Source organism: Methylobacterium endophyticum, from assembly GCF_050591105.1.
GTDB lineage: Bacteria > Pseudomonadota > Alphaproteobacteria > Rhizobiales > Beijerinckiaceae > Methylobacterium.
Window position 1 is genome coordinate 82,212 of sequence record NZ_JBNHES010000013.1, and the last position, 26,059, is coordinate 108,270.

The 26,059-nt window shown below is 70.2% G+C and carries 28 protein-coding genes; 7 read left to right on the top strand and 21 right to left on the bottom strand.

What is annotated here, in order from left to right:
• Positions 1-337 precede the first annotated feature (337 nt).
• Positions 338-1,198: an alpha/beta fold hydrolase gene (locus ACP56T_RS15120; RefSeq protein WP_430912959.1), complete on the top strand. Its 861-nt coding sequence runs from the start codon at positions 338-340 to the stop codon at positions 1,196-1,198.
• 161 nt (positions 1,199-1,359) lie between these two features.
• Here ACP56T_RS15120 and ACP56T_RS15125 read toward each other — a convergent pair whose 3' ends face one another.
• Together ACP56T_RS15125 and ACP56T_RS15130 are read right to left on the bottom strand one after the other, a co-directional pair.
• Entirely contained in the window at positions 1,360-1,911 is a 552-nt protein-coding gene (locus ACP56T_RS15125) for a GNAT family N-acetyltransferase (protein ID WP_430912960.1), read from the bottom strand.
• A gap of 129 nt (positions 1,912-2,040) precedes the next feature.
• A complete protein-coding gene (locus ACP56T_RS15130) occupies positions 2,041-3,207 on the bottom strand; it encodes a type III PLP-dependent enzyme (protein ID WP_430912961.1) in 1,167 nt (388 codons plus the stop codon).
• A 745-nt stretch (positions 3,208-3,952) separates the two neighbouring features.
• Between ACP56T_RS15130 and ACP56T_RS15135 the strand changes: the two genes are divergently transcribed.
• Positions 3,953-4,423: a GNAT family N-acetyltransferase gene (locus ACP56T_RS15135; RefSeq protein WP_430913020.1), complete on the top strand. Its 471-nt coding sequence runs from the start codon at positions 3,953-3,955 to the stop codon at positions 4,421-4,423.
• A 56-nt stretch (positions 4,424-4,479) separates the two neighbouring features.
• On the opposite strand, the gene ACP56T_RS15140 is transcribed toward ACP56T_RS15135, so the two are convergent.
• Positions 4,480-4,722 carry a hypothetical protein gene (locus tag ACP56T_RS15140; protein ID WP_430912962.1) on the bottom strand — a complete coding sequence of 81 codons (243 nt, stop codon included), beginning with the start codon at positions 4,720-4,722 and terminating at the stop codon, positions 4,480-4,482.
• Positions 4,723-4,852: 130 nt separating this feature from the next.
• Positions 4,853-6,016: a dimethylmenaquinone methyltransferase gene (locus ACP56T_RS15145; RefSeq protein WP_430912963.1), complete on the bottom strand. Its 1,164-nt coding sequence runs from the start codon at positions 6,014-6,016 to the stop codon at positions 4,853-4,855.
• Between the two features lie 278 nt (positions 6,017-6,294).
• Between ACP56T_RS15145 and ACP56T_RS15150 the strand changes: the two genes are divergently transcribed.
• A complete protein-coding gene (locus tag ACP56T_RS15150) occupies positions 6,295-6,519 on the top strand; it encodes a hypothetical protein (protein ID WP_430912964.1) in 225 nt (74 codons plus the stop codon).
• A gap of 82 nt (positions 6,520-6,601) precedes the next feature.
• Here ACP56T_RS15150 and ACP56T_RS15155 read toward each other — a convergent pair whose 3' ends face one another.
• The 7 genes from ACP56T_RS15155 to miaB form a co-directional block, all read right to left on the bottom strand.
• Positions 6,602-6,991, bottom strand: a complete 390-nt coding sequence (locus ACP56T_RS15155) for a translation initiation factor IF-2 (RefSeq protein WP_430912965.1) — start codon at positions 6,989-6,991, stop codon at positions 6,602-6,604.
• Positions 6,992-7,185: 194 nt separating this feature from the next.
• On the bottom strand, positions 7,186-8,385 hold the full coding sequence (locus ACP56T_RS15160; RefSeq protein WP_430912966.1) for an MFS transporter: 1,200 nt from the start codon (positions 8,383-8,385) through the stop codon (positions 7,186-7,188).
• Positions 8,382-9,980 (bottom strand): apolipoprotein N-acyltransferase, encoded by a 1,599-nt coding sequence (gene lnt, locus ACP56T_RS15165; protein ID WP_430912967.1) that lies wholly within the window; start codon positions 9,978-9,980, stop codon positions 8,382-8,384. The genes ACP56T_RS15160 and lnt overlap by 4 nt, the downstream gene beginning before the upstream one ends.
• Positions 9,981-10,158: 178 nt before the next feature.
• Entirely contained in the window at positions 10,159-11,283 is a 1,125-nt protein-coding gene (locus ACP56T_RS15170; protein WP_430912968.1) for a hemolysin family protein, read from the bottom strand.
• Positions 11,284-11,319: 36 nt separating this feature from the next.
• Positions 11,320-11,805 (bottom strand): rRNA maturation RNase YbeY, encoded by a 486-nt coding sequence (ybeY, locus tag ACP56T_RS15175; RefSeq protein WP_430912969.1) that lies wholly within the window; start codon positions 11,803-11,805, stop codon positions 11,320-11,322.
• A 2-nt stretch (positions 11,806-11,807) separates the two neighbouring features.
• A complete protein-coding gene (locus ACP56T_RS15180; RefSeq protein WP_430912970.1) occupies positions 11,808-12,911 on the bottom strand; it encodes a PhoH family protein in 1,104 nt (367 codons plus the stop codon).
• 35 nt (positions 12,912-12,946) lie between these two features.
• Positions 12,947-14,284 (bottom strand): tRNA (N6-isopentenyl adenosine(37)-C2)-methylthiotransferase MiaB, encoded by a 1,338-nt coding sequence (miaB, locus tag ACP56T_RS15185; protein WP_430912971.1) that lies wholly within the window; start codon positions 14,282-14,284, stop codon positions 12,947-12,949.
• 134 nt (positions 14,285-14,418) lie between these two features.
• On the opposite strand from miaB, the gene ACP56T_RS15190 reads away from it, so the two are divergent.
• Positions 14,419-14,862 carry an MEKHLA domain-containing protein gene (locus ACP56T_RS15190; RefSeq protein WP_430912972.1) on the top strand — a complete coding sequence of 148 codons (444 nt, stop codon included), beginning with the start codon at positions 14,419-14,421 and terminating at the stop codon, positions 14,860-14,862.
• A 7-nt stretch (positions 14,863-14,869) separates the two neighbouring features.
• Here ACP56T_RS15190 and ACP56T_RS15195 read toward each other — a convergent pair whose 3' ends face one another.
• The 4 genes from ACP56T_RS15195 to ACP56T_RS15210 form a co-directional block, all read right to left on the bottom strand.
• The gene (locus ACP56T_RS15195; protein ID WP_430912973.1) at positions 14,870-15,763 is read right to left on the bottom strand and encodes a lysophospholipid acyltransferase family protein; all 894 of its coding nucleotides are present in this window, start codon (positions 15,761-15,763) and stop codon (positions 14,870-14,872) included.
• A 7-nt stretch (positions 15,764-15,770) separates the two neighbouring features.
• Complete coding sequence (locus ACP56T_RS15200; protein WP_430912974.1) at positions 15,771-16,292, bottom strand: GNAT family N-acetyltransferase; 522 nt, start codon at positions 16,290-16,292, stop codon at positions 15,771-15,773.
• A complete protein-coding gene (gene tsaB / locus ACP56T_RS15205) occupies positions 16,289-16,969 on the bottom strand; it encodes a tRNA (adenosine(37)-N6)-threonylcarbamoyltransferase complex dimerization subunit type 1 TsaB (RefSeq protein WP_430913021.1) in 681 nt (226 codons plus the stop codon). Before tsaB ends, ACP56T_RS15200 begins: the two co-directional genes overlap by 4 nt.
• A 174-nt stretch (positions 16,970-17,143) precedes the next feature.
• A complete protein-coding gene (locus ACP56T_RS15210) occupies positions 17,144-17,710 on the bottom strand; it encodes a NifU family protein (RefSeq protein WP_430912975.1) in 567 nt (188 codons plus the stop codon).
• A gap of 243 nt (positions 17,711-17,953) precedes the next feature.
• On the opposite strand from ACP56T_RS15210, the gene rplS reads away from it, so the two are divergent.
• The gene (gene rplS, locus ACP56T_RS15215) at positions 17,954-18,337 is read left to right on the top strand and encodes a 50S ribosomal protein L19 (protein ID WP_430912976.1); all 384 of its coding nucleotides are present in this window, start codon (positions 17,954-17,956) and stop codon (positions 18,335-18,337) included.
• A 100-nt stretch (positions 18,338-18,437) separates the two neighbouring features.
• Here the strand turns inward: rplS and ACP56T_RS15220 are convergent, their stop codons facing one another.
• The 4 genes from ACP56T_RS15220 to leuD form a co-directional block, all read right to left on the bottom strand.
• Entirely contained in the window at positions 18,438-18,761 is a 324-nt protein-coding gene (locus ACP56T_RS15220) for an ATPase inhibitor subunit zeta (protein WP_430912977.1), read from the bottom strand.
• Positions 18,762-18,868: 107 nt separating this feature from the next.
• Positions 18,869-19,252, bottom strand: a complete 384-nt coding sequence (locus ACP56T_RS15225) for a RidA family protein (RefSeq protein ID WP_430912978.1) — start codon at positions 19,250-19,252, stop codon at positions 18,869-18,871.
• A complete protein-coding gene (locus ACP56T_RS15230; protein WP_430912979.1) occupies positions 19,249-20,430 on the bottom strand; it encodes a lytic murein transglycosylase in 1,182 nt (393 codons plus the stop codon). Before ACP56T_RS15230 ends, ACP56T_RS15225 begins: the two co-directional genes overlap by 4 nt.
• 90 nt (positions 20,431-20,520) lie before the next feature.
• On the bottom strand, positions 20,521-21,123 hold the full coding sequence (gene leuD / locus ACP56T_RS15235) for a 3-isopropylmalate dehydratase small subunit (protein WP_430912980.1): 603 nt from the start codon (positions 21,121-21,123) through the stop codon (positions 20,521-20,523).
• Positions 21,124-21,290: 167 nt separating this feature from the next.
• On the opposite strand from leuD, the gene ACP56T_RS15240 reads away from it, so the two are divergent.
• A complete protein-coding gene (locus ACP56T_RS15240; protein WP_430912981.1) occupies positions 21,291-21,467 on the top strand; it encodes a hypothetical protein in 177 nt (58 codons plus the stop codon).
• Between the two features lie 7 nt (positions 21,468-21,474).
• On the opposite strand, the gene ACP56T_RS15245 is transcribed toward ACP56T_RS15240, so the two are convergent.
• Together ACP56T_RS15245 and ccrA are read right to left on the bottom strand one after the other, a co-directional pair.
• Positions 21,475-21,783, bottom strand: a complete 309-nt coding sequence (locus ACP56T_RS15245) for an alkylphosphonate utilization protein (protein WP_430912982.1) — start codon at positions 21,781-21,783, stop codon at positions 21,475-21,477.
• A gap of 163 nt (positions 21,784-21,946) precedes the next feature.
• Positions 21,947-23,242, bottom strand: coding sequence for a crotonyl-CoA carboxylase/reductase (gene ccrA / locus ACP56T_RS15250; RefSeq protein ID WP_430912983.1), 1,296 nt, complete (start codon positions 23,240-23,242; stop codon positions 21,947-21,949).
• Between the two features lie 310 nt (positions 23,243-23,552).
• Between ccrA and ACP56T_RS15255 the strand changes: the two genes are divergently transcribed.
• On the top strand, positions 23,553-25,991 hold the full coding sequence (locus tag ACP56T_RS15255; protein ID WP_430912984.1) for a rhamnosyltransferase WsaF family glycosyltransferase: 2,439 nt from the start codon (positions 23,553-23,555) through the stop codon (positions 25,989-25,991).
• Positions 25,992-26,059: the final 68 nt, after the last annotated feature.

Consider the following 26,059-nt stretch of genomic DNA (forward strand, 5'->3'; position numbering starts at 1 on the left):
CGCCCGCGGAAACCCCGCTCCTGCGCGCGGCGGCCGCGAACGAGCCCTCGTCGACGACGGCGACGAACAGGGCCATGGCGTCGCGGCGATCCATCGTTGCAGTTCCTGAAACGTAGACTTGCGGACGCCGGATATTATTGCCGGCCGACTGGAACGCCACCTCCATCGCACGATGCGACATGGAGGAGCGGCAGGCATGGCACGGTTCGAAAATGGCTGGGAACGGCGCGAGGTCCTCGCGGCCCTCGGGCTGGGGCTCGGGGCGGCACCGCTGGCGGCCCGTTCGGCACTGTCGGCTTCGCGCGCGTCCCCTGCATCGATAACCCAGGAGGATCGAATGGCTGTCCGTTTCGCGACCGAAAAGGTCGGCGACGTCGAGGTGTTCTATCGGGAGGCCGGCCCGCAGGACGGGCCGGTGCTGCTCCTGCTCCACGGCTTCCCGACCGCCGGCCACATGTTCCGCGACCTGATTCCCCAACTCGCCGACCGCTACCGGGTGATCGCCCCCGACCTGCCCGGTTTCGGCAACACCGTGGCGCCGCCGCGCGGCCGGTTCGACTACAGCTTCGATCGCCTGGCGGAGGTGATCGAGGGCTTCGTCGAGGCGATCGGCCTGAGCCGCTATGCCCTCTACATCTTCGACTACGGCGCCCCGGTCGGCCTGCGGCTCGCGATGCGCCACCCGGAGCGGGTCACGGCGATCGTCACCCAGAACGGCAACGCCTATGTCGAGGGCCTGAGCAAGGAATGGGAGCCCTGGCAGGCCTATTGGCGCGATCCCAGCCCGGCGAACCGCGAGGCCTGCCGCGCCGCGCTCTCGGATGCGGCCATCCGGGTCCAGTACGGGCAAGGCGCCCCGGCCGGGCTCCTCTCGCCCGACGGGATGACCCTCGACATGCACTACATGCGCCGAGGGGAGGCTCAGGAGATCCAGCTCGACCTGATCCTGAGCTACCGCACGAACGTGGCGCTCTATCCCGACTTCCAGGGCTATTTCCGCGCGCGCAAGCCGCCGCTCCTCGCGGTCTGGGGCCGGAACGATCCGTTCTTCATCCCGGCGGGCGCGGAAGCCTATCGGCGCGACCTGCCCGAGGCCGAGATACACCTCCTCGACACGGGCCATTTCGCCCTGGAGACGCACCATGCCGAGATCGCCCGGCTGATGCGCGATTTCCTGGCCCGCAAGCTGGCGGGCTGAGACCGGGGCGTCCGCCTCGAACCGCCACCCCGCGGGTCTCCGGCGTTTTCGACCCATGCCGTCATGGCCCCGGCGGGGCCGGCCGGCACGGGGCGGAAGGGTTTTCCGCCGCCGGTCAGATCTCGAAATCCCGTGAGCGGGCCTGCCGCGCGGCAGGTCCGTCAGGCGGCCTGTCGTCGCGCCTCGGCCGCGATGGCCGGGACGGCCTGTGCCGGGGCGGGCGCGCCGGTGGGACGCAGGATGCCGGATGCGCCTTCGAGGGCGCCCGCGCGCAACTCGAGCCCGAGGAAGCGCTCGCGTTCGAACGGTCCCGGCATGGCGAGACCGGCGGCGAGCCCCGGCTCGAAGCCGAAGCGGGCATAGTAGGGCGCATCGCCGACGAGCAGCACGGCGCCGTGGCCGCGCGCCTCCGCCCGGCCGAGCACGGCATGCATCATCACGGTGCCGAGGCCCTGGCGCTGGATCGCGGGATCCACCGCGAGCGGCCCGAGCAGCAGCGCGGGACGGCCGGGGCCGGCCTCGACATGCCACAGGCGCACGGTGCCCACGAGCCGGCCGTTGCGGATCGCCGAGAGCGCGAGTCCGCGCGCGGGCAGGCGGCCCTCGCGCAGGCGCTCGGAGGTCTTGGCGAAGCGGGAGGCGCCGAAGCACGCGTCGAGCAGACGCTCGCGCGCCGCGACGTCGCCCTGGTGCTGCTCACGGATCTCGATCATGGCAACGAACTCCCCTGGACCTTGGTGAGGGAGAAGCGAAGGCGGGCGACCGTGGCGGGCCGTCCGCTACGAATGCGGCAAGAGGAATGAACCTGCGATGACGGCGGCCGGAAAAAACCGCCCGCGCCGTCAGATGACGATCTGCTCCAGCGGGGGGAAGCCGTTGAAGGCCACCGCCGCGTAGGTCGTCGTATAGGCGCCGGTTCCCTCGATCAGCACCTTGTCGCCGATGGAGAGGGAGACCGGCAGTGGGTAGTGCTCCCGCTCGTAGAGCACGTCCATGGAATCGCAGGTCGGGCCGGCGAGCACGCAAGGCGCCATGCGATCGCCGTCGTGCTCCGTGCGGACGCGGTAGCGGATCGACTCGTCCATGGTCTCGGCGAGCCCCCCGAACTTGCCGATGTCGAGATAGACCCAGCGCACCTCGTCCTCGGCCGCCGACTTCTTCGAGACCAGCACCACTTCCGCCTCGATCATGCCGGCGTTGCCGACCATGCCGCGGCCGGGCTCGATGATGGTCTCGGGCAGGCGGTTGCCGAAATGCTTGGTGAGCGCGCGGAAGATCGCGTCGCCGTAGCTCTCGACGCCGGGCACCTCGCGCAGGTAGCGCGTGGGGAAGCCGCCGCCGAGATTGACCATCGACAGGCCGATGCCGCGCTGCGCGCATTCGCGGAAGATCATGGAGGCGGAGGCGAGCGCTCCGTCCCAGGCTTCCGTGTTGCCCTGCTGCGAGCCGACATGGAACGACACGCCATAGGCGGTCAGGCCCTGGCGGTGGGCGTGCTCCAGCACGTCGACGGCCATCTCCGGCTCGCAGCCGAACTTGCGCGAGAGCGGCCAGTCGGCGCCGGCGCCGTCGCAGAGGATGCGGCAGAACACCTGTACGTCACGGGCTTCCACGCCCGCCGCCCCGGCCGCGCGAAAGATCTTCTCGACCTCGGCCTCGCAGTCCACGGCGAAGAGGCGCACGCCGAGCGTGAGGGCGCGGCCGATGCAGCGCTCCTTCTTGATGGTGTTGCCGAACGAGATCCGCTCGGCCGTGGCGCCGGCCGCGAGCGCCATCTCGATCTCGGCGACGGAGGCCGTGTCGAAGCAGGAGCCCATCTCGGCGAGCAGGCGCAGCACCTCCGGCGCCGGGTTCGCCTTGACGGCGTAGAACACGCGGGTGTCGGGCAGCGCGCGGCTGAACGCAGTGTAGTTGTCGCGCACCACGTCGAGGTCGAGCACCATCACGGGGCCCTCGTCGCGGCCGAGGTCGCGGCGTGCGCGCAGGAAGTCGCGGATGCGATCGGTCATGGTCGTCCCCACCACAGGTTCGCATGCGCCCTCGAACGCGGAGCGCGACGTCGAATCGGTAGACGGCTACGGAGCAGCCGTCCGGCGTCAGGGGGCGAAGCGGCGCGCGACCTCGCGTGCTGTGGAGACACGCGTGACCGAGCGGGCGCAAGGCCCCCGGAAGCTGCCGTGGATTGGATGGGGAGACCCCAACCGCACGCCGGGCAAAGAGAAACAAGCCTCTTCGGTGCCGGCCTTTGGAGGGCCGACGAGACCAAAAAAGCCCGTTCGTCGTTGCTTTAAGCTGCGTCCCCCGTGGAGAGCGGGGTTCGCCGGTTTCGCCTCCGGCTGCCGGTTGTTGTCGAGGTCCGGTGTCGCCACCTGGATTGCCGGCCGTAGGGATCCACCCTTGCGACCATCGATCCTAAGACCCCTGGCGGCTGTCCGGCAGTTGACCGGATGCCCACCAACCGGCACGCGGCCACAGGCACGTGCGAAATTGGGCAGGCGCGATATACGGATCGCCTGCCCCCGCCACAAGGGCAAAAACGAGCCTGAGCCGGCGAAATCCCCGCTCTTTGCCGGCCATGTTGCACGATTGCACGGGCCGGCCGCGCGCGGGGCTTTTCAAGCCGGCGCGAAGGCTGCATCTGACGCGGCGCCCATGGAAAAGCGGAAGGACGATCGTGCTGCGAGAGGACAGGTTGCCGGACGCCGCACGGCCCCGCGAGGCCGGGGCGTGATCGCCGAAGCGCAGGAGCGCGACATGGCGCGGGCCCTCTCCATCCGGGAGGCCGTGCCGGAGGATCTCGACGCCCTGGTGGCGCTGGAGCATGCCGCCTTCGTCAGCGACCGGGCGGAACGGCGCGCCATCCGCCACGCGATCCGCTCGGCGAGCATGACGGTCCTGTCCGCCCTGGTCGAGGACGGCGCGGAGGCGGTGCTGGTGGGCGCGGCGACGCTGGAGCGGCGGCGCGGCTCGCGGATCGCGCGGCTCTCCTCCATCGCGATCGCCCCGGCTCGGTCGGGGCTCGGCCTCGGCGGGCTGCTCCTGGCGGCGGCGGAGGAGGATGCGCGCGCCCATGGCTGCGAGCGGCTGCGTCTCGAGGTCCGCTCGGACAACACCCTCGGCATCCGCTTCTACGAGCGCCGGGACTATCGGCGTTTCACGGTGGTCGAGGATTATTACGAGGACGGCATGTCGGCCTGGCGCTACGAGAAGGCGCTCGGCGCATGAAGAACCCGCTCCGGCGGTAGCCGGAGCGGGCGCATGAATGATTTGCCGGCTTCCCGTCAGTCGCAGGACTCCTTCGTCACGGTCTTGCGGTCGCCCTCGTCGTTGGTCCTGGTGACGGTCTTCGAGCGGCAGCCGTCGGCATGCTCGTGCTTCTCGACGGTGGTGCTGGAGGTCGTGGCCGGCCGGTCGACCACCACGGTGTCGGGCGCGTCGCGGTGGATCACCGTGGTCTCGGCGAAGGCTCCCTGAACGCCGAGCAGGCTGATGACGGCGGCCGCGGCGAGGATGGGGGTGCGCATTCGGGGCTCCTGTGAAGTGTGTCGTGGCCCCCAACGGCAGCGCCTGCCGAAGGGTTCCGCGCGGGAGCCCCGCCCACCGCGAACGCTCCGCCGGCGAGCCCGTTGCGCCGGCGAAGCTTTCGGCCGGCCCTCAGCCCTTCCAGCCCTTCAGGGCGGCGAAGGGGCTGTCCGAGCGGTCGGCCTGCGGCGGGTTGAGGACCGGCTCGACCTGCGCCACCGCGTCGGCCAGCGAGAACACGGAGCCGTCCGGCAGCCGGCCGCCGGCCGCGTCCCGATGTCCGCCGCCCCGGAACTTGCGGGCGCCGTCGAGGGCGGTCTCGTCGTTGGAGCGGAAGGACAGCGAGCCTGTGCGCTGCACGTTGACCACGCGCCTGGCGCGGCCGCCCTGCATGATGAGGTCCGACACCCGCTGGAAGGTACCCGGATCGAGGCCGAAGGAGAGCAGGGTGCCGTCGCTCAGGCGCTGGAACAGCACGTCCGAGCGGGCGAGCGCGCGGGCGATCCGCATCCGCGTGGTGAGCGAGGGATCGTCGTCGGGCTCGTCGCGCATCAGGCGGTCGACGATGGCGGCGCGCGCTCCGACCCCCCGGCGCTCGACCTCGGCGGGGGAGGCGCCTTCCCCCAGCCAGCCGGCGGCGGTCCGCAGCAGATCGCTCACGAAGGGGTCGTGCCAGGGGTGCCCCGGCGGCACCAGCGAGGCGACGTTGTCCCAGAAGAGCTCGTCGAGGGCGACGCCGCCGGCAAATGTCGGGCGCTCCTTCTTCCAGAGATCGAGGGCGTCCACCGCCTCGACCAGGGCGGCGAGCGCGCCGGCCTCCTCCGCGCCGGGCTCCCGCGTGGCGAACAGGGCGTTGTGCTCGTAGGTCATGCGCGTGGCGCAGCGGTCCCCGTCGATGAGGACGAGGACGTCGGGATCGTCGAGATCGAAGCGGAGCAGGCCGGGACGGTCCGGGTCTTCCTTCGGTTCCAGGCCCTGGGCGCGCATCTGGTCGACGGAGGAGGCGTGATGGTCGAGCACGATCAGGCGGTGGCGCAGGCCCTCGTCGCGGCGCCGGTTCATCGCGGCGAACCGCTTGATGAAGGCCACCGCCGGCTCCTCCAGCCCGATATCGGTCATCAGCAGCGTCTCGCGGCCGCCGGCGCGGCCGAGACGCTTCAGCTCTTCGCCCACCACGGGCCCGACATCGGCGTAGCGCCCGACATGGACGACGCGCGTCACCTCGGCGAAGGCGGCCGCGACCGTCGAGGCGCCGTAGCCGTCGAGGTCGTTGTGGGTGATCTGGGTGAGGGTCACGGCAGCTCGTGTCTCGCGGGGCGGAAAGGCGTCGGTCCGGCGCGGGGCCGGTCACGGACGGCAGGGATGGGGCCGGTCCGCAGCATATGCCGCGCCGTTCCGCGAAGCGGCAAGCCCGTTCGCGGATCGACGGTCGCCGGACAGCCGTTGCTGTTCGATTTCGTAGAACGTTTCGTTCGATCTTATTCGGCTTTTCCGGTCGTCGGGCGGGGTCCATCTTCCCTCCATCGAAGGGCGGCCGCAGTGGCCGCCGAAGCCGAACCCCGATGGAGCCTGCCATGACCCGCCTCACTGCCGCTTCCGTTCTCGCCCTCTCCCTGCTCTCCGCCTCCTCCGCCCTGGCCCAGAGCTACACCGCGCCCGCCGGCATCCCCGCCGCGGCCGCCGAGGTCGCGAGCCAGGCCCTGCCGCAGGTCTCGGACCGTTCGGATGATGGCGCCGTCTACACCACGGGCTCGGTCGCCGGCCGGGCCATGCATCACCGCCGGGCGGTGAACCGCTGATCCGAGACCCTCGACGGCGCGAAAAGGCCGGCCCCGGAGACGGGACCGGCCTTCGCCGTATCGGGACCTGCGGTGCGGAAGGCTACCGGCAGACGCGGTCTAGGGTGTAGCCGTTCGGGCCGGCATGGCCGCTGTAGCGGCAGCCGCCATAGGTGCCCATGAAGCCGTAGGCGTTCCGGCCGGTCTTCCAGGTGGAGCCCTCGCCGCCGCTATACTTGGCGGTACGGACCTGGGCCGTGCGCACCGTGCGCTCGGCGACGGCGGGTTTCGCGGTGGGCGCGGGGGCGGTGACGGCGGCCTGCTGCGGCTGGGGCGCGGGCACCGGCCGGGCATCGTTGGCATAGGAGCCCGTCGTCTCGATCACGCGGGGCGCGGGCTTGTCGGCCTGGGGAGCGGGGGACAGTTCGGCCCGCGCGGTCGCGGACAGACCGAGCGAAAGAAGCGCGACGGCGGCGACGAGACGTGTGCTCATGATCAACTCCTCGATAGTGACGATGCCTGTGCCGGGAGGCGGCCCGTTGCTGGGATGGACGCTCCGGCGATGAGGAAAGTCAGTATCGGTCTTCTGAACGGGCCGCCGTGCGCGCCGACACTTGGGCGTTGTTTCATTGGGCGTTGTTTCATTGGGCGTCGCTCCACGGCGGCGTCCCGCGCGGGAGCGCCCGATCAGGGGGCCAGACGCCGGGTGCCTCCGACGAAGCGGTCGCGGCCGGCGCCGAGCGCGCAGAGGGCCGCCGCCAGGACGATCCCGCAATACAGGAGCGCCGGCAGGCCGGGGCGGCCGGAATCGCGGGCGAGCCCGAAGGCGAAGGGGCCGAGCGCGGCGATGCAGTAGCCCGCGCCCTGCGCCATGGCCGAGAGCGCGCCCGCCGAGGCGACGTCGCGGGCACGCAGCACCAGCACCGTCAGCCCGAGGCCGAAGCAGCCGCCGAGACCCACCCCCAGCCCCGCGACGGCCGGGCCGATCAGGGCGACGGGACCGTAAAGCGTCGCCAGGAAGCAGGCGGCGATGAGCCCGAGGATGATGCCGGCGAGGAGTCGCTGGTCGCGCAGGCGCCCCGCCAGCATCGGCACGCCCAGCGCGGCGGGGGCCTGCCCGATGCTCATGAGCGAGGCGATGAGCCCGGCCTCCAGCGGATCGAGCCCGCGGTCCTGAAGGATCGCCGGAGCCCAGCCGAACATGATGTAGGCCAGCGCCGACTGGAACCCCATGTAGCCCGTCACCTGCCAGGCCAGGGGATCGCGCCAGAGACGCACCGGAACGGCGGGCGTTCGCGGCGCCCCCGGCGACAGAGGGGATGCACGCGCCGCCACAGGGGACCAGGCCAGCGCCGCGGCGAAGGCCGGGAGCGACCAGATCGCCAGGGCCGCCGACCAGCTTCCGCCCAGCGCCGCGCTCAACGGCACGGTGAGGCCGGAGCCCGCCGCCGCGCCGAGGCAGAGCATCATGGTGTAGAGCCCCGTCAGCAGGCCGATGCGGGTGGGGAAGTCGCGCTTCACGAGCCCCGGCAGCAGCACGCCGGCGAGCCCGATCCCCGAGGCCGAAAGGGCGGCGCCGGCAAACAATGTGGGCAGGCCGCCGAAGGCGCGCAGCCCCAGGCCCAGCCCCACGAGCAGGGTCGCCAGGAGCACGCCCCGGTCGGCCCCGAGTCGGCGGCTCGTCCAGGGGCCCGCCGCGGCGGAGAGCCCGAGGAAGAGCACGGGGAGCGTGGTGAGCACCGCCGCGCCCGTGGCCGACAGCCCGGTCGCGTCCTGGATCGCATGGAGCAGCGGCCCGACCGTGGTCAGCGCCGGACGCATGTTGAACGCGACGAGCAGCACGCCGGCCCCGATCAGGGCCGGGGCCACCGGCCCCCGCGCGCTCACCGGCGCCGCCTCGCGGCGAGCGCCAGGGCGAGGGCCCCGGCCATCAGCGCGGCGAAGGGTGCCTCGCCGTAGCGGGCATAGGGCGTGCGGCCGGGAATCGCGGCGGGGAGGTCGGCGTCGAGCACGTCCTCGACATTCAGCGGCAGTTGCGCCGTCACCCGGCCGTAGGGATCGACCACCGCCGAGATGCCGGTATTGGCGTCGCGCACCAAGGGCAGGCCTTCCTCGACGGCCCGCAGGCGGGCCTGGGCGAGGTGCTGGCGCGGGCCGGGGGTGTCGCCGAACCAGGCGTCGTTGGTGACGTTCAGGATCAGGCCGGGCTCGCGGACCGCCTCGCCCGCATGCGGGGAGGGCACGACGGCGCCGGGAAAGATCGCCTCGTAGCAGATGGTCGCGGCGACCGGGGGCAGGCCGGCGACGTCGAGGATGCGCTGGCCGGCGGCGCTGCCGGCGGAGAAGCCGCCGGGGATCGACACGAACTGCCGCAGGCCCACCGCGCGCAAGGCGGCGTCGAGGGGCCCCGGCAGATACTCCCCGAAGGGCACCAGATGCACCTTGTCGTAGGTGTCGGCGATCCGCCCGCCGGGCTCGATCACCATGATCGCGTTGTAGAAGCGGATGCGCTCCCCCGGCAGCGGCTCCTCGGCGCGGGCCGCTCCCGTCAGCAGGTGCTGGCCCGTGGGAATCGATGCGCCGACCTTGGCGAGCGAATCGGGGTCGCGCTGGATCAGGAAGGGAAAGGCGGATTCCGGCCAGATCACATGCGTGGGCACGGCCGCGCCCGGCGCCGGCTCGCGCTGCGACAGCTCGATGTAGCGGTCGACGATGTCGGCGCGGTTCTCGGGGCGGAACTTGGCGTCCTGGGGCAGGTTCGGCTGCATCAGCCGCAGGCGCACGCCCGCCACCGTGGCGTCGGCGCCGGAGGGGAGCCGCAGCGCGCCGTAGCCGGCGAGCCCCGCCAGCAGCAGGGCGGCGGCGAGGCTCGGGCCGTAGCGGCCGGCCGGGCGCCCTCCCGTCGCGAGGGTCGCGGGGGCGGCGCAGATCACGACCGCCAGGATGGTCAGCCCGTAGAGCCCGATGACGGACGCGCTCTGGCTTAGAAAAAGATTCTGGCCGAGCGCCATGCCGAGCGTGTTCCAGGGAAAGCCCGTGAACAGGTGCCCGCGCAGCCATTCGGCTCCGGCGAGACCGACGGCGAGGGCGGCGATGCGGCCGGTCCCCGGCGACCAGACCAGCCGCGCGGCGGCGAATCCAGCCCCGTAGAACAGCCCGAGCACCGCCGGCAGGCCGATCACCCCGAGCGGCAGCGCCCAGGCGAACTCGTCCGCCTCCACCAGGAAGGCCGCGCCGAGCCACCACAGGCCGGCGGTGAGGTAGCCGAAGCCCCAGGCCCAGCCGACGAGGGCGAAACGCAGCAGCGAGCGCCCGAGCGGGCCTTCCGCCGCGCCGTCCGCCAGCCAGGTCGCCAGCACCAGCGAGACGGCCAGCGCCGGCAGCAGCCCGAAGGGCGGCATCGCCAGCGCCCCGAGCGCGCCGGCGAGGAAGGCGAGCGCGAGCCGGCGCCAGCCGCGAAGGTCTCTCAAGATCTGGATCATTGCGCCGCGTGGTTCGCCGGAGTCGCCACGGCTCGCCTGCTCCCCTCGGCGGAAGAAGGTGGCCCACGAAGCGGGTCGGATGAGGGGAACGCCGTTTCCGGCCGCGTCGCCCCCTCTCCCGACCCGCCTGCGCAGTGCACCCTCCCCCGCGGAAGGGGGAGGGGAAGGCGCTGCAAGCTCACGGGGTCGGCGGCTCGGCGGCGGGCGGGCTCGGCGGGGGCAGCGCGAGCGGCACCACCGTGCCGATCTTGGCCGCGCCCTTGTGGAAGCGCAGACGCTTCAGCCGGCGCGGGTCGGCGTCGAGCACCTCGAACTCGAGGTCGCCCGGCCCGGCGATGAGCTCGCCCCGCGAGGGCACCCGGCCGGCGAGCGTCACGATCATGCCGCCGATGGTGTCGATCTCCTCGGCCATCTCGCCCACCGCCGCGACGAGATCGACGCCGGTCGCTTCCGATACTTCCGCGAGCCCCGCGCGGGCATCGGCGACGAAGACCTCGGCCTCCCCCTCGACGCGCTGCACGAGGCGCCCCTCGGCCACGTCGTGCTCGTCCTCGATGTCGCCGACGACGACCTCGATCAGGTCCTCGATGGAGATCAGCCCGTCCGTGCCGCCGTATTCGTCGATGACCAGCGCCATGTGGGTGCGGGTCGCCTGCATGCGCACCAGCAGGTCGATGGCCGGCATCGAGGGCGGCACGAACAGCACCGGGCGCTGGAGCTTCGTCGCCGCGAGCGTCGCGCCGAGGTCGACATTGCCGAGGTTCAGCCCGCGCAGCGTCCGCACCGGGGCGCGGCGGGGCTTGGCGGCGGCGGCCGGCTCCGGGGCGGGATCGGAGGCGGCCGCAGCGGCTGCCGCCGCCGGGCGGCGGGCCGGGGCATCGGCGCGCGCGGCGATGTGGTCGACGAAGTCGCGGATGTGGACCATGCCGCGCGGGTCGTCGAGGGTCTCGCCATAGACCGGCAGGCGCGAATGCCCGGCGGTGCGGAACAGCCGCAGCAGGTCGCCGAGGCTCGTGTCCACGGAGACCGCGACGATGTCGGCGCGCGGGATCATCACGTCGTCCACGCGCACCTTGTGCAGGCTGAGCACGTTCTTGAGCATGGCGCGCTCGAGGGGCGAGAACCCGTTCTCGCCGGTATCGGGCTCGTCCAGCGCCCCCTCGATGTCCTCCCGCAGCGAATCGCGCGGCTTCAGATGCAGGACCTGGAGGAGCCGGTCGTACCAGGGCTCGCGCCCCTGCGATTCGGCGTCCGTCGGGCTGGGCGCGGCCTGGGCCGCGCCGCGACTTCGATCGTTGCTCATGTCTCTCGGGTCTGGGGTTGGTCGGGGATCGGCCGCTCAGTCGGCGTAGGGATCGGCCACGCCGAGACCGGCAAGCGCCTGAATCTCGAGGGCTTCCATCGCCTCGGCCTGCGCCTCGCCGGTCTCGTGGTCCTGGCCGAGGAGATGGAGAATGCCATGGACGAGGAGATGGGCGAGATGGTCGGACAGCGGTTTCGACTGCTCCTCACTCTCGCGCAGCAACGTGTCATACGCAAGAACGACGTCCCCCAGCGGCGCCGCGACGCCGGCCTGCGCGGGCTGCGGGGCGGCGGGGAAGGAGAGCACGTTGGTTGGCTTGTCCTTGCCGCGCCAGGTCTTGTTCAGCTCCCGGACCGTGGCGTCGTCGGCGAGCAGGACGCTCACCTCCACGGGCCCGGCGGGCTTCTCGGGCGCCACAGTGAAGGCCGCCTCCACCGCGCGCGCCACGAAGGCCTCGAGGTCGGGGGCGACGGCGGTCCAGCGCTCGTCCTCGATCGCCGTGTCGATCTCGATGGCAGGCATGGTCAGGCGAGGGGCCGGCGGCGCGGGTTCGGGTTGCGGTCGGCGTCGCCCTCGCCGTGGGCGGCTTTCTCATAGGCGGTGACGATGCGGCGCACGAGGTCGTGGCGGACCACGTCCACGTCCTTGAAGGTGACGCGGCCGATGCCCTCGACCCCGTCGAGGACGTTCACCGCCTCCACGAGCCCGGATTTCTGGCCCGGCGGCAGATCGATCTGGGAAGGGTCGCCGGTGACGATCATGCGCGAGTTCTCGCCGAGCCGGGTCAGGAACATCTTCATCTGCATGGAGGTGGTGTTCTGGGCTTCATCCAGCAGCACCACGGCGTTGGTCAGCGTGCGCCCGCGCATGAAGGCCAGCGGCGCGATCTCGATGATGCCGGTCTGGAGGCCCCGGTCAACATGGCGCGCCTCCATGAAATCGTAGAGCGCGTCGTAGATCGGGCGCAGATACGGATCGACCTTCTCGCGCATGTCGCCGGGGAGGAAGCCGAGCCGCTCGCCCGCCTCGACGGCCGGGCGCGACAGGATCAGCCGCTCGGCATGGCCCTGCTCCAGCAGCGAGACGGCGTGGCCGACGGCGAGCCAGGTCTTGCCGGTGCCGGCGGGCCCTTCGGCGAAGACCAGCTCGTTCTCGCGCAGCGCCTTGATATAGGCGTCCTGCGCGGCGTTGCGGGCGCGCACGGCGCCGCGCCGCCGGGTGGCGATCTGCTCGAAATACGGCCGGTCCGGCTCGGCGGCGACCTGGGCCGCCGGGAACAGGTTCCCCTGCGCCTCCGTCTCGCGGATGGCACCGTCGACGTCGCCGAGCGTCAGCGCCGTGCCCCCGCGCCGGACGCGGGCATAGAGCCGCTCGAACACCCGGCGCGCCTTCTCTGCGGCCTCGGGGGCGCCCTTGACGACGACGTGGTTGCCGAGCGCGGTCGCGGTCACGTCGAGGCGGCGCTCGATATGGGCGACGTTCTGGTCGTACTGGCCGAAGACGAGGCTCGCGAGGCGGTTGTCGTCGAAGGTCAGCGAGACCTCGACGCGCTCGACCAACTCGCCGCTGCGCGCCGCCGCCGGGCCGCGCCCGCGCAGGAGACCCCGTCCGCCATCGGAAGCCGTCACGAATCCATCCTCGCCTGTGCGGACGCCGCGCGCATCTAGGCGGCCGCCGCCTCGTTGAGCGCCTGCCCGAACAGGCTGTTCGTCCCGGCCTCGACGATGCGCACGGGCACCACGCCGCCGATGGCCGAGGCCGGCGCGTCGAACTGCACGGCGAGCATGTGCGGCGTCTTGCCGGCGACCTGGCCCGGACGGCGGCCGGTCTTCTCGACCAGCACGTCCACGACTTGGCCCACCGCGGCGTCCTGATAGGCGTAACGCTGCCGGTCGAGCAGGCCCTGGAGCGCCGCGAGGCGGGCGCTCATCACGTCCTCGGGCACCGCGTCGGTGCGCTCGGCGGCGGGCGTGCCGGGGCGTGGGCTGTACTTGAACGAGAAGGCGCTCTCGAAGCCGATCTCCGAGACGAGGCGCAGGGTGTCCTCGAAATCCGCGTCGGTCTCGCCGGGGAAGCCGACGATGAAGTCCGAGGAGAGGGCGATGTCGGGCCGCGCCGCGCGCACCCGCGCGATCAGCCGGCGGTAGTCGTCGGCGGTGTGCTTGCGGTTCATCGCGGCGAGCACCCGGTCCGAGCCGGACTGAACCGGCAAATGCAGGTAGGGCATCAGCGCCGGGATCTCGGCATGCGCGCGGATCAGGTCCTCGCCCATGTCGTTGGGATGGCTCGTGGTGTAGCGGATGCGCGCGATGCCGGGGATGGCCGCCACCGCCCGCATCAGGTCGGGCAGCGTCGCAGCGCCCCCGTCCGGGCCGGCGCCGTGATAGGCGTTGACGTTCTGGCCGATGAGGGTGATCTCGCGCACTCCCGACGCGGCGAGCTTCTCCGCCTCGGCGAGGACGGCCGCCACCGTGCGCGAGACCTCGGCGCCGCGCGTGTAGGGCACCACGCAGAAGGCGCAGAACTTGTCGCAGCCCTCCTGCACCGTGAGGAAGGCCGAGACGCCCTTGTTGCGGCGCGCGGGCAGGTGGTCGAACTTGTCCTCGACCGGGAATTCGGTGTCGACCACGCGCTTCTCGCGGGAGCGGGCGAGGAGTTCCGGCAGGCGGTGGTAGCTCTGCGGGCCGACCACCACGTCGACGGCGGGCGCGCGGGCGAGGATCTCGGCGCCCTCGGCCTGCGCGACGCAGCCGGCCACGACGATGCGGGTGTCGAGCCCCTGCTCCTTGCGCTCGCCCTTCAGCACGCGCAGGCGCCCGAGTTCGGAATAGACCTTCTCGGCCGCCTTCTCGCGGATGTGGCAGGTGTTGAGGAGGACGAGGTCCGCCTCCTCGACGCTGTCCGTGGCGGCGTAGCCCTCGCGCCCGAGCACGTCCGCCATGCGGGCGGCGTCGTAGGCGTTCATCTGGCAACCGTAGGATTTGACGTAGGCTTTCTTCAACGGTCCCGTGCCCCGAGAGGCCGGCGCACCCGTGGCGCCCCGCCTCTTCCCGCTGCGACGGGGCCGCTCTAGCACGCTTTTCCGCCTCCGTCGCCGTGACGGAAGAGGCTCGCCCTTCGAGGATCGTCCAGGGCATGGATCCGTCGACCGACACCGCCTTCCACGCGCTTCTCACCGGAAGCCATCGCCGCCTCGTCGGGAGGGCCCTGGGACCGGAGCCGGACCGGGGCGCGGCCTGGCTCTATGCCGAGGCGCCCTTCGCGGTGCTGGCGCACGATCTCGGCCCGGACCCGCGCTTCGTCTATGCCAACCGGGCGGCGCAGGCGTGCTTCGGCTATGCCTGGAGCGAGATTGTCGGGATGCCCTCGCGGCTGTCGGCCGAGGCGCCGGACCGGGCCGAACGCCAGCGCCTTCTCGATGCCGTGGCCCGCGACGGGTTCGTCGCTGGCTATGCCGGCATCCGCATCGACCGGAGCGGGCGCCGGTTTCCCATCGCCGACGGCGTGGTCTGGCAGTTGATCGACGCGGACGGCGTCCTGCACGGGCAGGCCGCGACCTTCCCGCCGCCGCCGGGCTGAGCGCCCGTCAGGTCGCTGCGATGCCGGAGGCGGGAAGCGGGGTGTCCGCGCGGTCGGGCTTGACCGATCCCGAGGCGGGGCGGCCCTCCGAAGGCGCACCGTTCGCCCGCCCCGTCACCGAGAGGCCCACGGCCCGGCGCACCGCCGTCTCGGCGATCGCCGTGGCGCGCTTGCGGTCGGTGCCGACCTCGAAGGGGATCGGCTCGCCCCAGACGACGTGGACGTCGATGGGCCCCCGGCTCGCGAACAGGCCGAGATGCGGCGCGAGCTCCATGTCGCCGTACCAGGCGATCTCGGGCCGCTCGGAGCGCACCACGGGCAGGCCGTTGCGGCGGGGATAGGTCAGGGCCAGCGGCTGGAGATGCACGCGCTCCAGCTTGGCGCCCTCCGCCTGGAGCGCGGCGCGGGCGGCCCCGACCAGCGACGATCGGAAGGGCAGCACCCGGTTGCCGTCGCCGGTGGTGCCTTCCGCGAAGAGCACGATGAGATCACCCGCCGCGAGCCGCGCGGCCACCGTCTCGTTGACGCTCGCCGTGGAGGCGCGCCGGGCCCGGTCGATGAAGATCGTCTGCTGGAGGCGCGCCAGGGTGCCGATCACCGGCCAGCCGGCGATCTCGGATTTCGCCACGAAGGAGAGCGGCCGCAGGGAGCCCAGCGCGATGATGTCGAGCCAGGAGACGTGGTTGGCGAGCACCAGCGCCGGCTCGCCCGGACCCGGCGGGGTGCCCCCCTGCGTCACCCGCACCGAAAAGAGCCGCAGCACGAGGCGGTGGAACAGGATCGGCAGCCGCGCGGCGACCCGGCCGCGTCCGTAGCGCAGGCTCAGCCATTGCGGGCCTACCATCGCCGCGAAAGCGAGCGCGCAGAGCGCCAGCCGCAGCCCCACGCCGACCCGCGTCATCGGCCGCTCACGCGAGCGTCGCCCGCATGGTCAGCGCCGTGGTCCGGCCGCCGTCCTTGTGGGTGTAGTAGCCGGTCCGCTCGCCGACCTTGGCGAAGCCGTGCCGCGCGTAGAGCCGCAGGGCCGGCGCGTTGCCCTCGTCCACCTCGAGATGGACGTGGCGGATGCCGGCGAGCGAGAGCGCGGCGAGATGCTCGCGCAGCAGTCGCCGGCTCAGGCCCCCGCCGCGCACCGACGGGGAGAGCACCACGGTGAGGATCTCGGCCTCGTCCGCGACCTTGCGGGAGAGCACGAAGCCCTGGACGCTGCCCGCCCGCCAGAGCGCGTGCGCCTGGGTCGAGCGCTCGCACAGCATGCGCTCGAACTCGTGCCCGTCCCAGGGCCGGGCGAAGGCGGTGGCGTGGAGGCGGGCCAGCGTGCGCGCCTGCCCGGAATCGGTGAGCGGCGCCACGTAGGGCTCGGGGCCCCAGGCGTCCCACCAGGCGAGCCACCACTCGAAGGGCCAGAAGGGGGAGATCGGGCGGGTCATCGGCGGGCGAGCCTCGCGTGGTCCTGCGGCTGGGCGTCGGGGCCGCGCAGGTAGAGCGGACGGGCCATGGCCTGGGCCGGATCGGCCACGAGGCCGAGGGAGGCCACCCAGGCGATGGAGGGCGGCCCCGTCTCGGCGACCTCGGCGTCGGCGCCGCGCGCCTGGAGTTCGGCCGCCAGAGCCGGCGCGCCCGAACCGATCAGGGTCACGGGAGCGCCGCCGAGGAGCGCGGCGGCTTCCTCCAGGGAAACGAGGCTCGGCGGCACCACGATGCCCTCGGCGAGGCTCATGGCCTGGAGGTAGACCGAGCCGTGGCGGGCATCGATGGCGGCGGCGAGCAGCCGGTCGGCCTCGGCCGAGAGCAGGGGGGCGAGGAGCGCCGAGAGCGTGGTGACGCCGACCACGGGGATGCCGGCGGCGAGCCCCACGGCGCGGGCGGCGGAGAGCCCGACGCGCAGGCCCGTGTAGCTGCCCGGTCCCACGGTGACGGCCACGCGGTCGAGGCTCTCGAAGCCGCCCTCGACGCGGGCCATCACGCGCTCGATCAGGGGCAGCAGCGCCTCGGCGTGGCCGCGCGCGAGCGTCAGGCTCTCTTCGGAGAGAAGATCGTCGGAGGCGTCCGTCGCGACGCAGGCGGCGCAGGCGTCGAGCGCCGTGTCGATGGCCAGGATACGCACGCTCACTCCAGATGCCGCCGGCGACGGGCGCCGGCCGACCCCTCCCATGAGGCCGAAAACCCGTAAATCCTAAGCCAAAACGGCCGGCCCGTCAGCGCGGGCCGGCCGGTTCGGGATGGTTCGGGGTGGAGTGTTGCGCGGCTGCGTCTTGCCGGGCCGTATCTTGCCGGGCCGTCAGACGGCGCGGACCTCGCGGATCTCCGGCAGGAAGTGCTTGAACAGGTTCTGCACGCCCTGGCGGAGCGTCGCGGTGGAGGAGGGGCAGCCCGAGCAGGCGCCCTTCATCTCGAGGAAGACGATGCCCTCGCGGTAGCCGCGGAAGGTGATGTCGCCGCCGTCGCTCGCCACCGCCGGGCGCACGCGGGTCTCCAGGAGGTCCTTGATGGTGACGACCGTGTCGTGATCGGCCACGTCGTAATCCTCCTCGGCGTCGTCCTCCTCGGAGCGGGCGCCCTCGCCGAGCACCGGCGCGCCGGACTGGAAATGCTCCATGATGGCGCCGAGCACGGCGGGCTTCACCTGGGGCCACTCGTTGCCGTCCTCGGCCTTGGTCACGGAGATGAAATCGTGCCCGAAATAGACGCCGGCGACGCCGGGCACCCCGAACAGGCGCTGGGCCAGCGGCGAATGCTCGGCCGCCTCCGGGCTGCGCGCCTCGAAGGTGGAGTCTGAGAGCACGACCCGGCCGGGCAGGAACTTCAGCGTGGCGGGGTTCGGGGTGGCTTCGGTCTGGATGAACATGGCCTGTCGGAATCCTCGTCCTCTGCGCCGGTTCAAGGCCGGCCGGGAACGGCGCCGCGCGATCGGGCGCCCGCCCTCCATGTGGACCGGAGAGGGGATTTTCTCAACCGTGACGGACGGGACGCGAGAGCATCGACAAGCGGGGACGGTTCGTGTATCGCGGCGCCAACTCACAACAGGATGCCGAAATCCTGACGCCTTCCTCCCATGCAGGGGCGAAGGCGCGACGGCCGGAGCTTTGTCATGAACATCATCCAGCAGCTCGAGCAGGAAGAGATCGCTCGTCTTGCCAAGACCATCCCCGATTTCGAGCCGGGCGATACCGTCATCGTGAACGTCAAGGTGAAGGAAGGCGAGCGCTCCCGCGTCCAGGCCTACGAGGGCGTCTGCATCGCCCGTTCCGGCGCCGGGCTCAACGAGAGCTTCACCGTCCGCAAGATCTCCTACGGCGAGGGCGTCGAGCGCGTGTTCCCCGTGCACGGCCCGCTGATCGATTCGATCAAGGTCGTCCGTCGCGGCAAGGTGCGCCGCGCCAAGCTGTATTACCTGCGCGACCGTCGCGGCAAGTCGGCCCGCATCGTCGAGCGCAACGACCGTCCCGCCAAGGCCGCCCCCGCCGCCCAATAAGGCTGCGCCTCGGGGCCACCCGATCAAGGGCTACGAAACCCGCTTCGGCCGAGAGGCCGGGGCGGGTTTTCGCATGGGTGGGCGCTTTCGGCGGGGGCTTTCAGTGGATGCGCAGGTCCTCGGCCGCCGAGGCGAGGCAGCGCCCGAATACCGCCGACAGCTCCGACGCCTCGATGGCATCGCCTTCGGCGGCGATGTCGGCGCGGGTGCGTTCGAGCAGGTCGGCATCGGGCATGCCGTCGATGGAGAGCGCGACCAGCCTGTCGGCATAGGTCCGGGCCGCCTCCGGCCGCAGCCCCCGCCGCTCGGCGGCGTAGGCGGCGAACTTGCGTAGCGCGCTGCGATGCGCGACGAATCGCGCTTCCTCCGAACGCGCGAAGAGCAGTTCCTCGGCGCGCTCGCGATCCTCGAACAATCGACCCATCGTCGCCTCCTTACACGGCCCGGCACGCGGCCCGGCGGGTTGAGAGGCGAGGGAGGTTACGCCCGCCGCGCGAGACGCGGCAAGGCCGGTCGTGACGCGGGAGGATCTCAGGCGAGGGTGGCCGTGACCTCGATCTCGACCTTCATCTCGGGCCGCAGCAGCCCGGCGACGACGACGAGCGTCGCGGCGGGACGGATCGCGTCGAGCACGCGCCCGCAGACGGCGAGGACCGCCTCCGCCTCTGTCCGGTCGGTGATGGAGTAGGTCGCCCGCACGATGGTCCGCAGGGAGGCGCCGGCGTCGGTGAGGACCGCCTCGATGGTGCGCCAGCACGCCTCGGCCTGGGCCGCCGCATCCTCCGGCATCGTCATCGTGCCATGGTCGTAGCCGGTGGTGCCGGCCACGAACACGAAGCCGTTGGCGACAACCGCCCACGAATAGCCGTAGGCCGCCTCGAAAGGCGAGCCCGAGGACAGGAGCCGCCGGCTCATCCTCGCCGCAGGGCGTCGAGCACCTTGCCGCCGGGGCGGCCGGTCGGCGGCATGCCGAGGCTGCGCTCGACCTCCTTGATGGCGTCGCGGGTCTTGGCGCCGACGCGGCCGTCCGGCTCGCCGACATCGTAGCCCTTGGCGGTCAGCCGGGTCTGGAGGTCGCGGCGCTCGGCGCGCGAGAGCGGCGGGTCGTCGGTGGGCCAGGCGGTCTGCACGCCGGCCCGGCCCTTCAGGCGGTCGGACAGCACGGCGATGGCGAGCCCGTAGGACTCGGCGGCGTTGTAGGAATAGATCGCGTCGAAGTTCTTCGTGACCAGGAAGGCGGGGCCGTCGGCGCCGGCCGGCGCCAGGATGCCGACCGCCCCTTCGCCCGTCAGCGGCCGCCCGTCGAGGCGGGTGACGCCGAGGGAAGCCCAGTGGCCGACGGGCTTCTTGTTCTTGCGGCCGGCGGCGGCGGTGTTGAAGCCGCGCGGCAGGCGCACCTCGTAGCCCCAGCCGATCCCGTTGGACCACTTGGCCGCGCGCAGGAAGTTCGCCGTGGAACCCACCGCGTCGGCGGCCGAATCGACCACGTCGCGGCGACCGTCCCCGTCGAGATCGACGGCCAGCCGCTGGTAGGTCGAGGGCATGAACTGGGTCTGCCCGAAAGCGCCGGCCCAGGATCCGGAGAGGCGCGAGGGCTCGATGTCGCCGCGCTCGATGATCTTGAGCGTCGCGATCAGCTCGCCGCGAAAGTAGTCGCGCCGGCGGTTGCCCGAGCAGGCGAGCGTCGCCAGCGACTGCACCAGCGGCATCTTGCCGAGGTTCTTGCCGAAATTCGATTCGACGCCCCACACCGCCGCGACCACGTAGCGGTCGACGCCGTAGCGGGATTCCGCCGTGGCCAGCGCCTGCGCGTTCGCGCGCATGGCGGCGCGGCCGTCCTCGACGCGCTCGTCGTCGACGAGAGCCGCCATGTAGTCCCAGATCGGGGTCTTGAACTCGGGCTGCGCCTGGGAGAGCTCGATCACCTTGTCGTCGTAGGCGATGCCGGCGGTCGCCGCCCGGAAGGTCTCGGCGGAGACCCCCGACTGCGCCTGGATGCCCGCGAGGCAGGACTGGAAGTCCGCGCGGGCCGCCGCCGGCGCCGCGAGGCCGGCGAGGCAGAAGAGGGCGAGGGTCTTCGCGCGCGTCGGCATGGGCGGCTCCTGGCGAGGCTGGCAGAGTCTTCCGATCTTTAAGGCGCCCTCAAGGTAAACGAAGGGTTTCGCCCAAGCTCCGCACCAGGCTCAGGCCCAGGCCCGCTCGGCGAGCTTCGCCTCGTAGGCGTCGATGGCCGGCGCGCGCTGGAGCGTCAGGCCGATCTCGTCGAGGCCGTTGAGCAGGCTGTGCTTGCGGCCCTCGTCGATGTCGAAATGCAGGGTGCCGCCGTCCGGGCCCTTGATGGTCTGGGCGGCGAGATCGATGCTCAAGGTGGCGTTGGCGCCGCGCTCGGCGTCGAGGAAGAGCTTCTCGAGGTCCTCCGGGGAGACCACGATCGCCAGGATGCCGTTCTTGGCGCAGTTGTTGAAGAAGATGTCCGCGAAGCTCGTGGAGATCACGCAGCGGATGCCGAAATCGGCCAGTGCCCAGGGCGCGTGCTCGCGCGACGAGCCGCAGCCGAAATTATCGCCGACGACGAGGATCTTCGACTGGCGGTAGGCCGGGCGGTTGAGCACGAAATCCGGCTTCTCCGAGCCGTCGTCGTTGTAGCGCATCTCGGAGAAGAGGCCCTTGCCGAGGCCGGTGCGCTTGATCGTCTTGAGATACTGCTTCGGGATGATGCGGTCGGTATCGACATTGACGATCCGCATGGGCGCGGCGACGCCCTCCAGGGTGGTGAATTTTTCCATTTTCCGGCGTCCCGAACCACGGCCGCGCGAGGGCGGCCGATCTTCATCCTGGTCCGTCATGTAGCGGCGGGACGCGCCGACCGGAAGTGCGACGCCGCCGGCGTCTCGTATCCGTCGCGCGGCGGGGCTATCCTCGCGCGCATCGGCGGGCGCGGGGGACGACGGACATGAGCGAGACCGGCAACACCTTCAAGAAGGCGCCCAAGCGCAAGGCCGAGAAGGGCCGCTCCGTGTCCGTGTCGGCCGAGCAGAAACAGGCCTACGCGGAGATGATCAAGGAGCGCGAGCAGCGCGAGCAGGATTACGCGCGCCACCTGCGCGCCGACGAGAGCCCACGCCGCTAGAACGCCCTCAGCGCTTGCGGACGAATTCCGTCCGCAGCACCAGCCCCTTGATGCTGTCGTGGCGGCAGTCGATCTCCTCGGGATCGTCCGTGAGGCGGATCGAGCGGATCACGGTGCCCTGCTTCAGGGTCTGGTTGGCGCCCTTGACCTTCAGGTCCTTGATGAGGGTGACGGAATCGCCGTCCGCGAGGAGGTTTCCGGCCGCGTCGCGGACCTCGACCTTTCCGGCCGCCGCGGCGGCGGTCGCGACCTCCGAGGCCGGGCGCCATTCCCCGGTCGCCTCGTCATAGACATACGCGTCGTCGTCGTCGGCCAAGGATCCGTCTCCCTCTGTGGTCGCGACGCTTCTCGCGAGCGGCGGGGCGCGAGACAAGCGCCGCGGACGGAGGGGCTGATCTTCGCGGGAAGCGGGGCCGTTCATTGGGAACCCAGGTTCCCGAAAGCAGCGGGCGGCCCGCGAAGGCCGCCCGCGTCCGGCGTCAGGCGCGCTTGAGCGGCCCGGCCTCGATCACGTCCTCGACGGTGCGCAGGCCCGCCTTCGGGGAGTTCACCAGCACCGCCATGTTGCCCGGCGGGTGCTGGTTCTTCCACATCTTGGTGTGGGCGGCCGGGATCTTGTCCCAGGGGAAGACCTCGCTCATGCAGGGGTCGACCCGGCGGTCGAGCACGAACTGGTTGGCCGCCGAGGCCTGCTTCAGATGGGCGAAGTGCGAGCCCTGGATGCGCTTCTGGCGCATCCAGACGTAGCGGGCGTCGAAGGTGATGTTGAAGCCGGTGGTGCCGGCGCAGAACACCACCATGCCGCCGCGCTTCACCACCAGCGCCGAGACCGGGAAGGTCGCCTCGCCGGGGTGCTCGAACACGATGTCGACGTCGTTGCCCTTGCCGGTGATGTCCCAGATCGCCTTGCCGAACTTGCGGGCTTCCTTGGTCCAGGTGTTGAACTCCGGCGAGTTCACCTTGGGGAGCTGGCCCCAGCAGTCGAAGTCCTTGCGGTTGATGACGCCTTTGGCGCCGAGGCTCATCACGTACTCGCGCTTCGACTCGTCGGAGATCACCGCGATGGGGTTGGCGCCGGCGGCCGCGCAGAGCTGCACGCCGAACACGCCGAGGCCGCCGGAGGCGCCCCAGATCAGCACGTTCTGGCCCGGCCGCACGGTGTGGGGGGCGTGGCCGAAGAGCATGCGGTAGGCGGTGGCGAGCGTCAGCGTGTAGCAGGCGGCCTCCTCCCAGGTGAGGTGCTGCGGGCGCTTCATGAGCTGGCGCGACTGCACCCGGCAGAACTGCGCGAAGGAGCCGTCCGGCGTCTCGTAGCCCCAGATACGCTGGGAGGACGAGAACATCGGATCGCCGCCATTGCACTCCTCGTCGTCGCCGTCGTCCTGGTTACAGTGGACGATGACCTCGTCGCCGACCTTCCAGCGCTTCACCTTGGCGCCCACCGCCCAGACGATGCCCGAGGCGTCGGAGCCCGCGATGTGGTACTCGGCCTTGTGCACGTCGAAGGGCGAGATCGGCTCGCCGAGCCCGGCCCAGACGCCGTTGTAGTTCACGCCGGCGGCCATGACGTAGACGAGCACCTCGTCGTCGCCGATCGACCACACCGGCAGCACCTCGAGCTGGTGCGACTGCTCCGGCGGCCCGTGGCGCTCGCGCCGGATCGCCCAGGCGTACATCTTCGCCGGCACATGGCCGAGCGGCGGGATCTCGCCCATTTCGTAGAGGTCCTTGACCTCACCGGTCGCTGCCGGTTTCACCGCCGCGCTGGCCGCCATCGTCATCTCCCTGACATTCGTGTCTGATGCGGTCGTCTGGGACCGCCTTCACGGCAGCGCTATAGCGACGATGAAGGATGCCTCCAAGTGCTCCAAAATGGGGATAGCCCAAGCGATCCCGCAAAAAATCGGAGCGCGCAGCACCACCAATGTTGAATGCAGAATTCAAAGACGCCGATTGCTGGCAACAGACGCGCTGGAGCTGCTCATGACCGCCGGGGTGCGGCCCATGGACCTTGCTCGGCAGGCCGCGTAGATCGGGGGCAATAGTGGCCGATGCGTCTGCGGCGCGCGCCTGGTTGAAAATGAGATGACGAGCATGATTTTAAAAAAATTCTTGAAGAAGGATCGTTTTAAAAAATTCCAAAACGACTACAGCATCATTAAGGACGAGTTCGACGTCGAATTCTATAAAAATGAATATTCTGATATATCAAATATAAAACACAGCCCTATCTTGCATTATCTTGAGCACGGTTCCCGCGAAGGGCGTCGTCCGACGCCGGATTTTGATCCGAAATACTATGCATCGAAAAACAAAAACCTCATCGGTGATGAGGACCCTTTTGTTCATTATGTTCTGAAGGGGCGGAAGCTAGGTCTTCGCGGTTCGAGGGAAGGGTTTTTCTATAGCAAGCAGCTCGTTTATCCGAACGGTGTCGTTCCCTCCAGGCGAACCCAGAACGAGAACGACTACGCATTGTCGTCTCCTTTATCTCCGAGCTTGCGGGGCTTCCCGTTCGAACGTGTCGCCGCGATCGTTCATGCCTTCTATCCCGAACTCATGGACGACGTCTTCGATCGGTTGGAGAAATCCCCCTGCGCGATCGACGTCTTCGTCTCGACGGATAGGAACGACAAGGCCGATGTGATCCGGCGATTGGGGGCCGGCTATGGTCGAGGACGGGTCGAGGTGCGGGTCTGCGAAAATCGCGGGCGCGACGTTGGTCCGATGTTGTCGCGTTTCAAGGATGTATTTGAGGAATACGCTGTCTTTCTCCATCTTCATACGAAGCGGTCTCCACATGGCGGCGGCGACTTGGAGCCATGGAGGGATTATCTCTACGATAATCTGGTGGGTTCCGAGGAGATCATCGCGACAAATCTATCTTTGCTCGCCAGGGATCGTGTCGGGGTCGTGTTCCCTCAGCATTTTTACGTGCTGCGGGGCATTCTGAATTGGGGGTTCGATTTCGATCTGGCCTCGCGGTTGCTCAGAAGGGTCGGCATTGCCCTCAACAAGGACATGATCCTCGAGTTTCCGTCCGGCACGATGTTCTGGGCCCGGACGGCCGCATTCAAGCCGCTGGTCGACTTGAATCTCGGGCCCGACGATTTCGATGAAGAAGCGGGCCAGGTGGACGGCACGCTGGCGCATGCCATCGAACGCTCGCTCTTGTTCTTCGCGGAGAGCGCCGGCTTTACCTGGGTCAAGGTGCTCAAGGCGGACATCAAGTATCCGCATCCGCGCAGCGTGTTGCGCGCCGAGACCGCCGAACAGCTCGACAAGGCGCTCGCCCGCATTCACCGGCCGGTCGCCGCGATGGCCGAGTCGGGACGCTACACGTTGAACCGCGGCGTTCCGGAAACGCGCGATCTGTTGTTCTCTCCCTCGATCAAGCATCGTCCCCGGTTCGTCCTGTTGGTGCCGTCCGTCAACCCCAAGCAGACCTTCGGCGGAATCTCCACGGCGATCGGCATCTTCAGGCAGATCATGGAGCGGGTCGGAGGCAGCGCGGACTTTGCCATCGTCGCGACGGATGCGGCCATCGACCCGGAAGGGCGCGAGGCATTCGCCGATTTCGAGTTACGGTCCGTCGATGAGGTGGATACGGGCGCCGAACGGATACTGGTCGACGCGTTCGAGCGTGATACGGCGCGCTTCCAGACGCGATCCAACGATGTCTACTTCGCGACGGCGTGGTGGACGGCGAACTTTTCCGGCGCCGGAAAGGCATTCCAAGAGAAATTCTTTGGAATTAGCCGGCCATTTATCTACTTGATACAGGATTTCGAGCCGAATTTTTACGGGTGGAGCTCGAATTATGTGCTGGCCGAAAATACATATCGCAATGCAAGAGATTATGTCGCAATCATCAATTCGGAAGAGCTGTATCGATTTTTTCTGAAGTCGGAATACGGCATTGAGGATGCCTTATGCTTGCCGTATAAAATCAATGACAAGATCGAAAAGATGATAAATCCGCATCCGCGCGAAAGAATCATCCTCTTCTATGGCCGCCCGTCGGTAAGGCGGAACGCGTTCGAGATCGTCTGCAACGGGTTGGCGCTGTGGCAGGAGCGCAATCCGGTCGAGTCCGCGACGTGGAGAATCCTGTCTGTCGGTGAGGAGTACGATCCGGGCTGGGTCGATCCGGTTCAGAACGTGACGGTTCTGGGAAAGCTGACGCTCGAGCAGTACGCGTACTGGCTCAATAGGGCCAGCATCGGCATATCGCTGATGATCTCGCCTCATCCGAGCTACCCGCCGCTGGAAATGGCCGCGGCCGGACTCATGACCATCACCAACGATTATGAAGGCAAGACCATGGCCGAGCGGTTCGATCTGATCTCGATGCCGTATCTGTCTCCCGATCTGCTTGCGCAGGCGATCGAGAACTGTGCCGCCCGGTTCGTCTCGGGCGAGTACCCGATCAATGCTGGCAGGGGGGTGCCGAAGAAGCTCGATACGAGCGGCATCGACATCTACAGCGTCGACAAGTTGCTTGCGCGCTTCCCATTCGATTAGAGGGGGCGCCGGCATCGGCAGGCGGCGTGTGTCGCCCGCTTGCCGGAATGGGCAGCGGGGCGCGCTTC

Excerpts from the sequence above, each read along its gene's own strand:
- ACP56T_RS15120 (WP_430912959.1), top strand. The coding sequence starts at position 338 with ATGGCTGTCCGTTTCGCGACCGAAAAGGTCGGCGACGTCGAGGTGTTC.
- ACP56T_RS15125 (WP_430912960.1), bottom strand. The coding sequence starts at position 1,911 with ATGATCGAGATCCGTGAGCAGCACCAGGGCGACGTCGCGGCGCGCGAG.
- ACP56T_RS15130 (WP_430912961.1), bottom strand. The coding sequence starts at position 3,207 with ATGACCGATCGCATCCGCGACTTCCTGCGCGCACGCCGCGACCTCGGC.
- ACP56T_RS15135 (WP_430913020.1), top strand. The coding sequence starts at position 3,953 with ATGGCGCGGGCCCTCTCCATCCGGGAGGCCGTGCCGGAGGATCTCGAC.
- ACP56T_RS15140 (WP_430912962.1), bottom strand. The coding sequence starts at position 4,722 with ATGCGCACCCCCATCCTCGCCGCGGCCGCCGTCATCAGCCTGCTCGGC.
- ACP56T_RS15150 (WP_430912964.1), top strand. The coding sequence starts at position 6,295 with ATGACCCGCCTCACTGCCGCTTCCGTTCTCGCCCTCTCCCTGCTCTCC.
- ACP56T_RS15155 (WP_430912965.1), bottom strand. The coding sequence starts at position 6,991 with ATGAGCACACGTCTCGTCGCCGCCGTCGCGCTTCTTTCGCTCGGTCTG.
- lnt (WP_430912967.1), bottom strand. The coding sequence starts at position 9,980 with ATGATCCAGATCTTGAGAGACCTTCGCGGCTGGCGCCGGCTCGCGCTC.
- ACP56T_RS15170 (WP_430912968.1), bottom strand. The coding sequence starts at position 11,283 with ATGAGCAACGATCGAAGTCGCGGCGCGGCCCAGGCCGCGCCCAGCCCG.
- ybeY (WP_430912969.1), bottom strand. The coding sequence starts at position 11,805 with ATGCCTGCCATCGAGATCGACACGGCGATCGAGGACGAGCGCTGGACC.
- ACP56T_RS15190 (WP_430912972.1), top strand. The coding sequence starts at position 14,419 with ATGGATCCGTCGACCGACACCGCCTTCCACGCGCTTCTCACCGGAAGC.
- ACP56T_RS15195 (WP_430912973.1), bottom strand. The coding sequence starts at position 15,763 with ATGACGCGGGTCGGCGTGGGGCTGCGGCTGGCGCTCTGCGCGCTCGCT.
- ACP56T_RS15200 (WP_430912974.1), bottom strand. The coding sequence starts at position 16,292 with ATGACCCGCCCGATCTCCCCCTTCTGGCCCTTCGAGTGGTGGCTCGCC.
- ACP56T_RS15210 (WP_430912975.1), bottom strand. The coding sequence starts at position 17,710 with ATGTTCATCCAGACCGAAGCCACCCCGAACCCCGCCACGCTGAAGTTC.
- rplS (WP_430912976.1), top strand. The coding sequence starts at position 17,954 with ATGAACATCATCCAGCAGCTCGAGCAGGAAGAGATCGCTCGTCTTGCC.
- ACP56T_RS15220 (WP_430912977.1), bottom strand. The coding sequence starts at position 18,761 with ATGGGTCGATTGTTCGAGGATCGCGAGCGCGCCGAGGAACTGCTCTTC.
- ACP56T_RS15225 (WP_430912978.1), bottom strand. The coding sequence starts at position 19,252 with ATGAGCCGGCGGCTCCTGTCCTCGGGCTCGCCTTTCGAGGCGGCCTAC.
- ACP56T_RS15230 (WP_430912979.1), bottom strand. The coding sequence starts at position 20,430 with ATGCCGACGCGCGCGAAGACCCTCGCCCTCTTCTGCCTCGCCGGCCTC.
- leuD (WP_430912980.1), bottom strand. The coding sequence starts at position 21,123 with ATGGAAAAATTCACCACCCTGGAGGGCGTCGCCGCGCCCATGCGGATC.
- ACP56T_RS15240 (WP_430912981.1), top strand. The coding sequence starts at position 21,291 with ATGAGCGAGACCGGCAACACCTTCAAGAAGGCGCCCAAGCGCAAGGCC.
- ccrA (WP_430912983.1), bottom strand. The coding sequence starts at position 23,242 with ATGGCGGCCAGCGCGGCGGTGAAACCGGCAGCGACCGGTGAGGTCAAG.
- ACP56T_RS15255 (WP_430912984.1), top strand. The coding sequence starts at position 23,553 with ATGACGAGCATGATTTTAAAAAAATTCTTGAAGAAGGATCGTTTTAAA.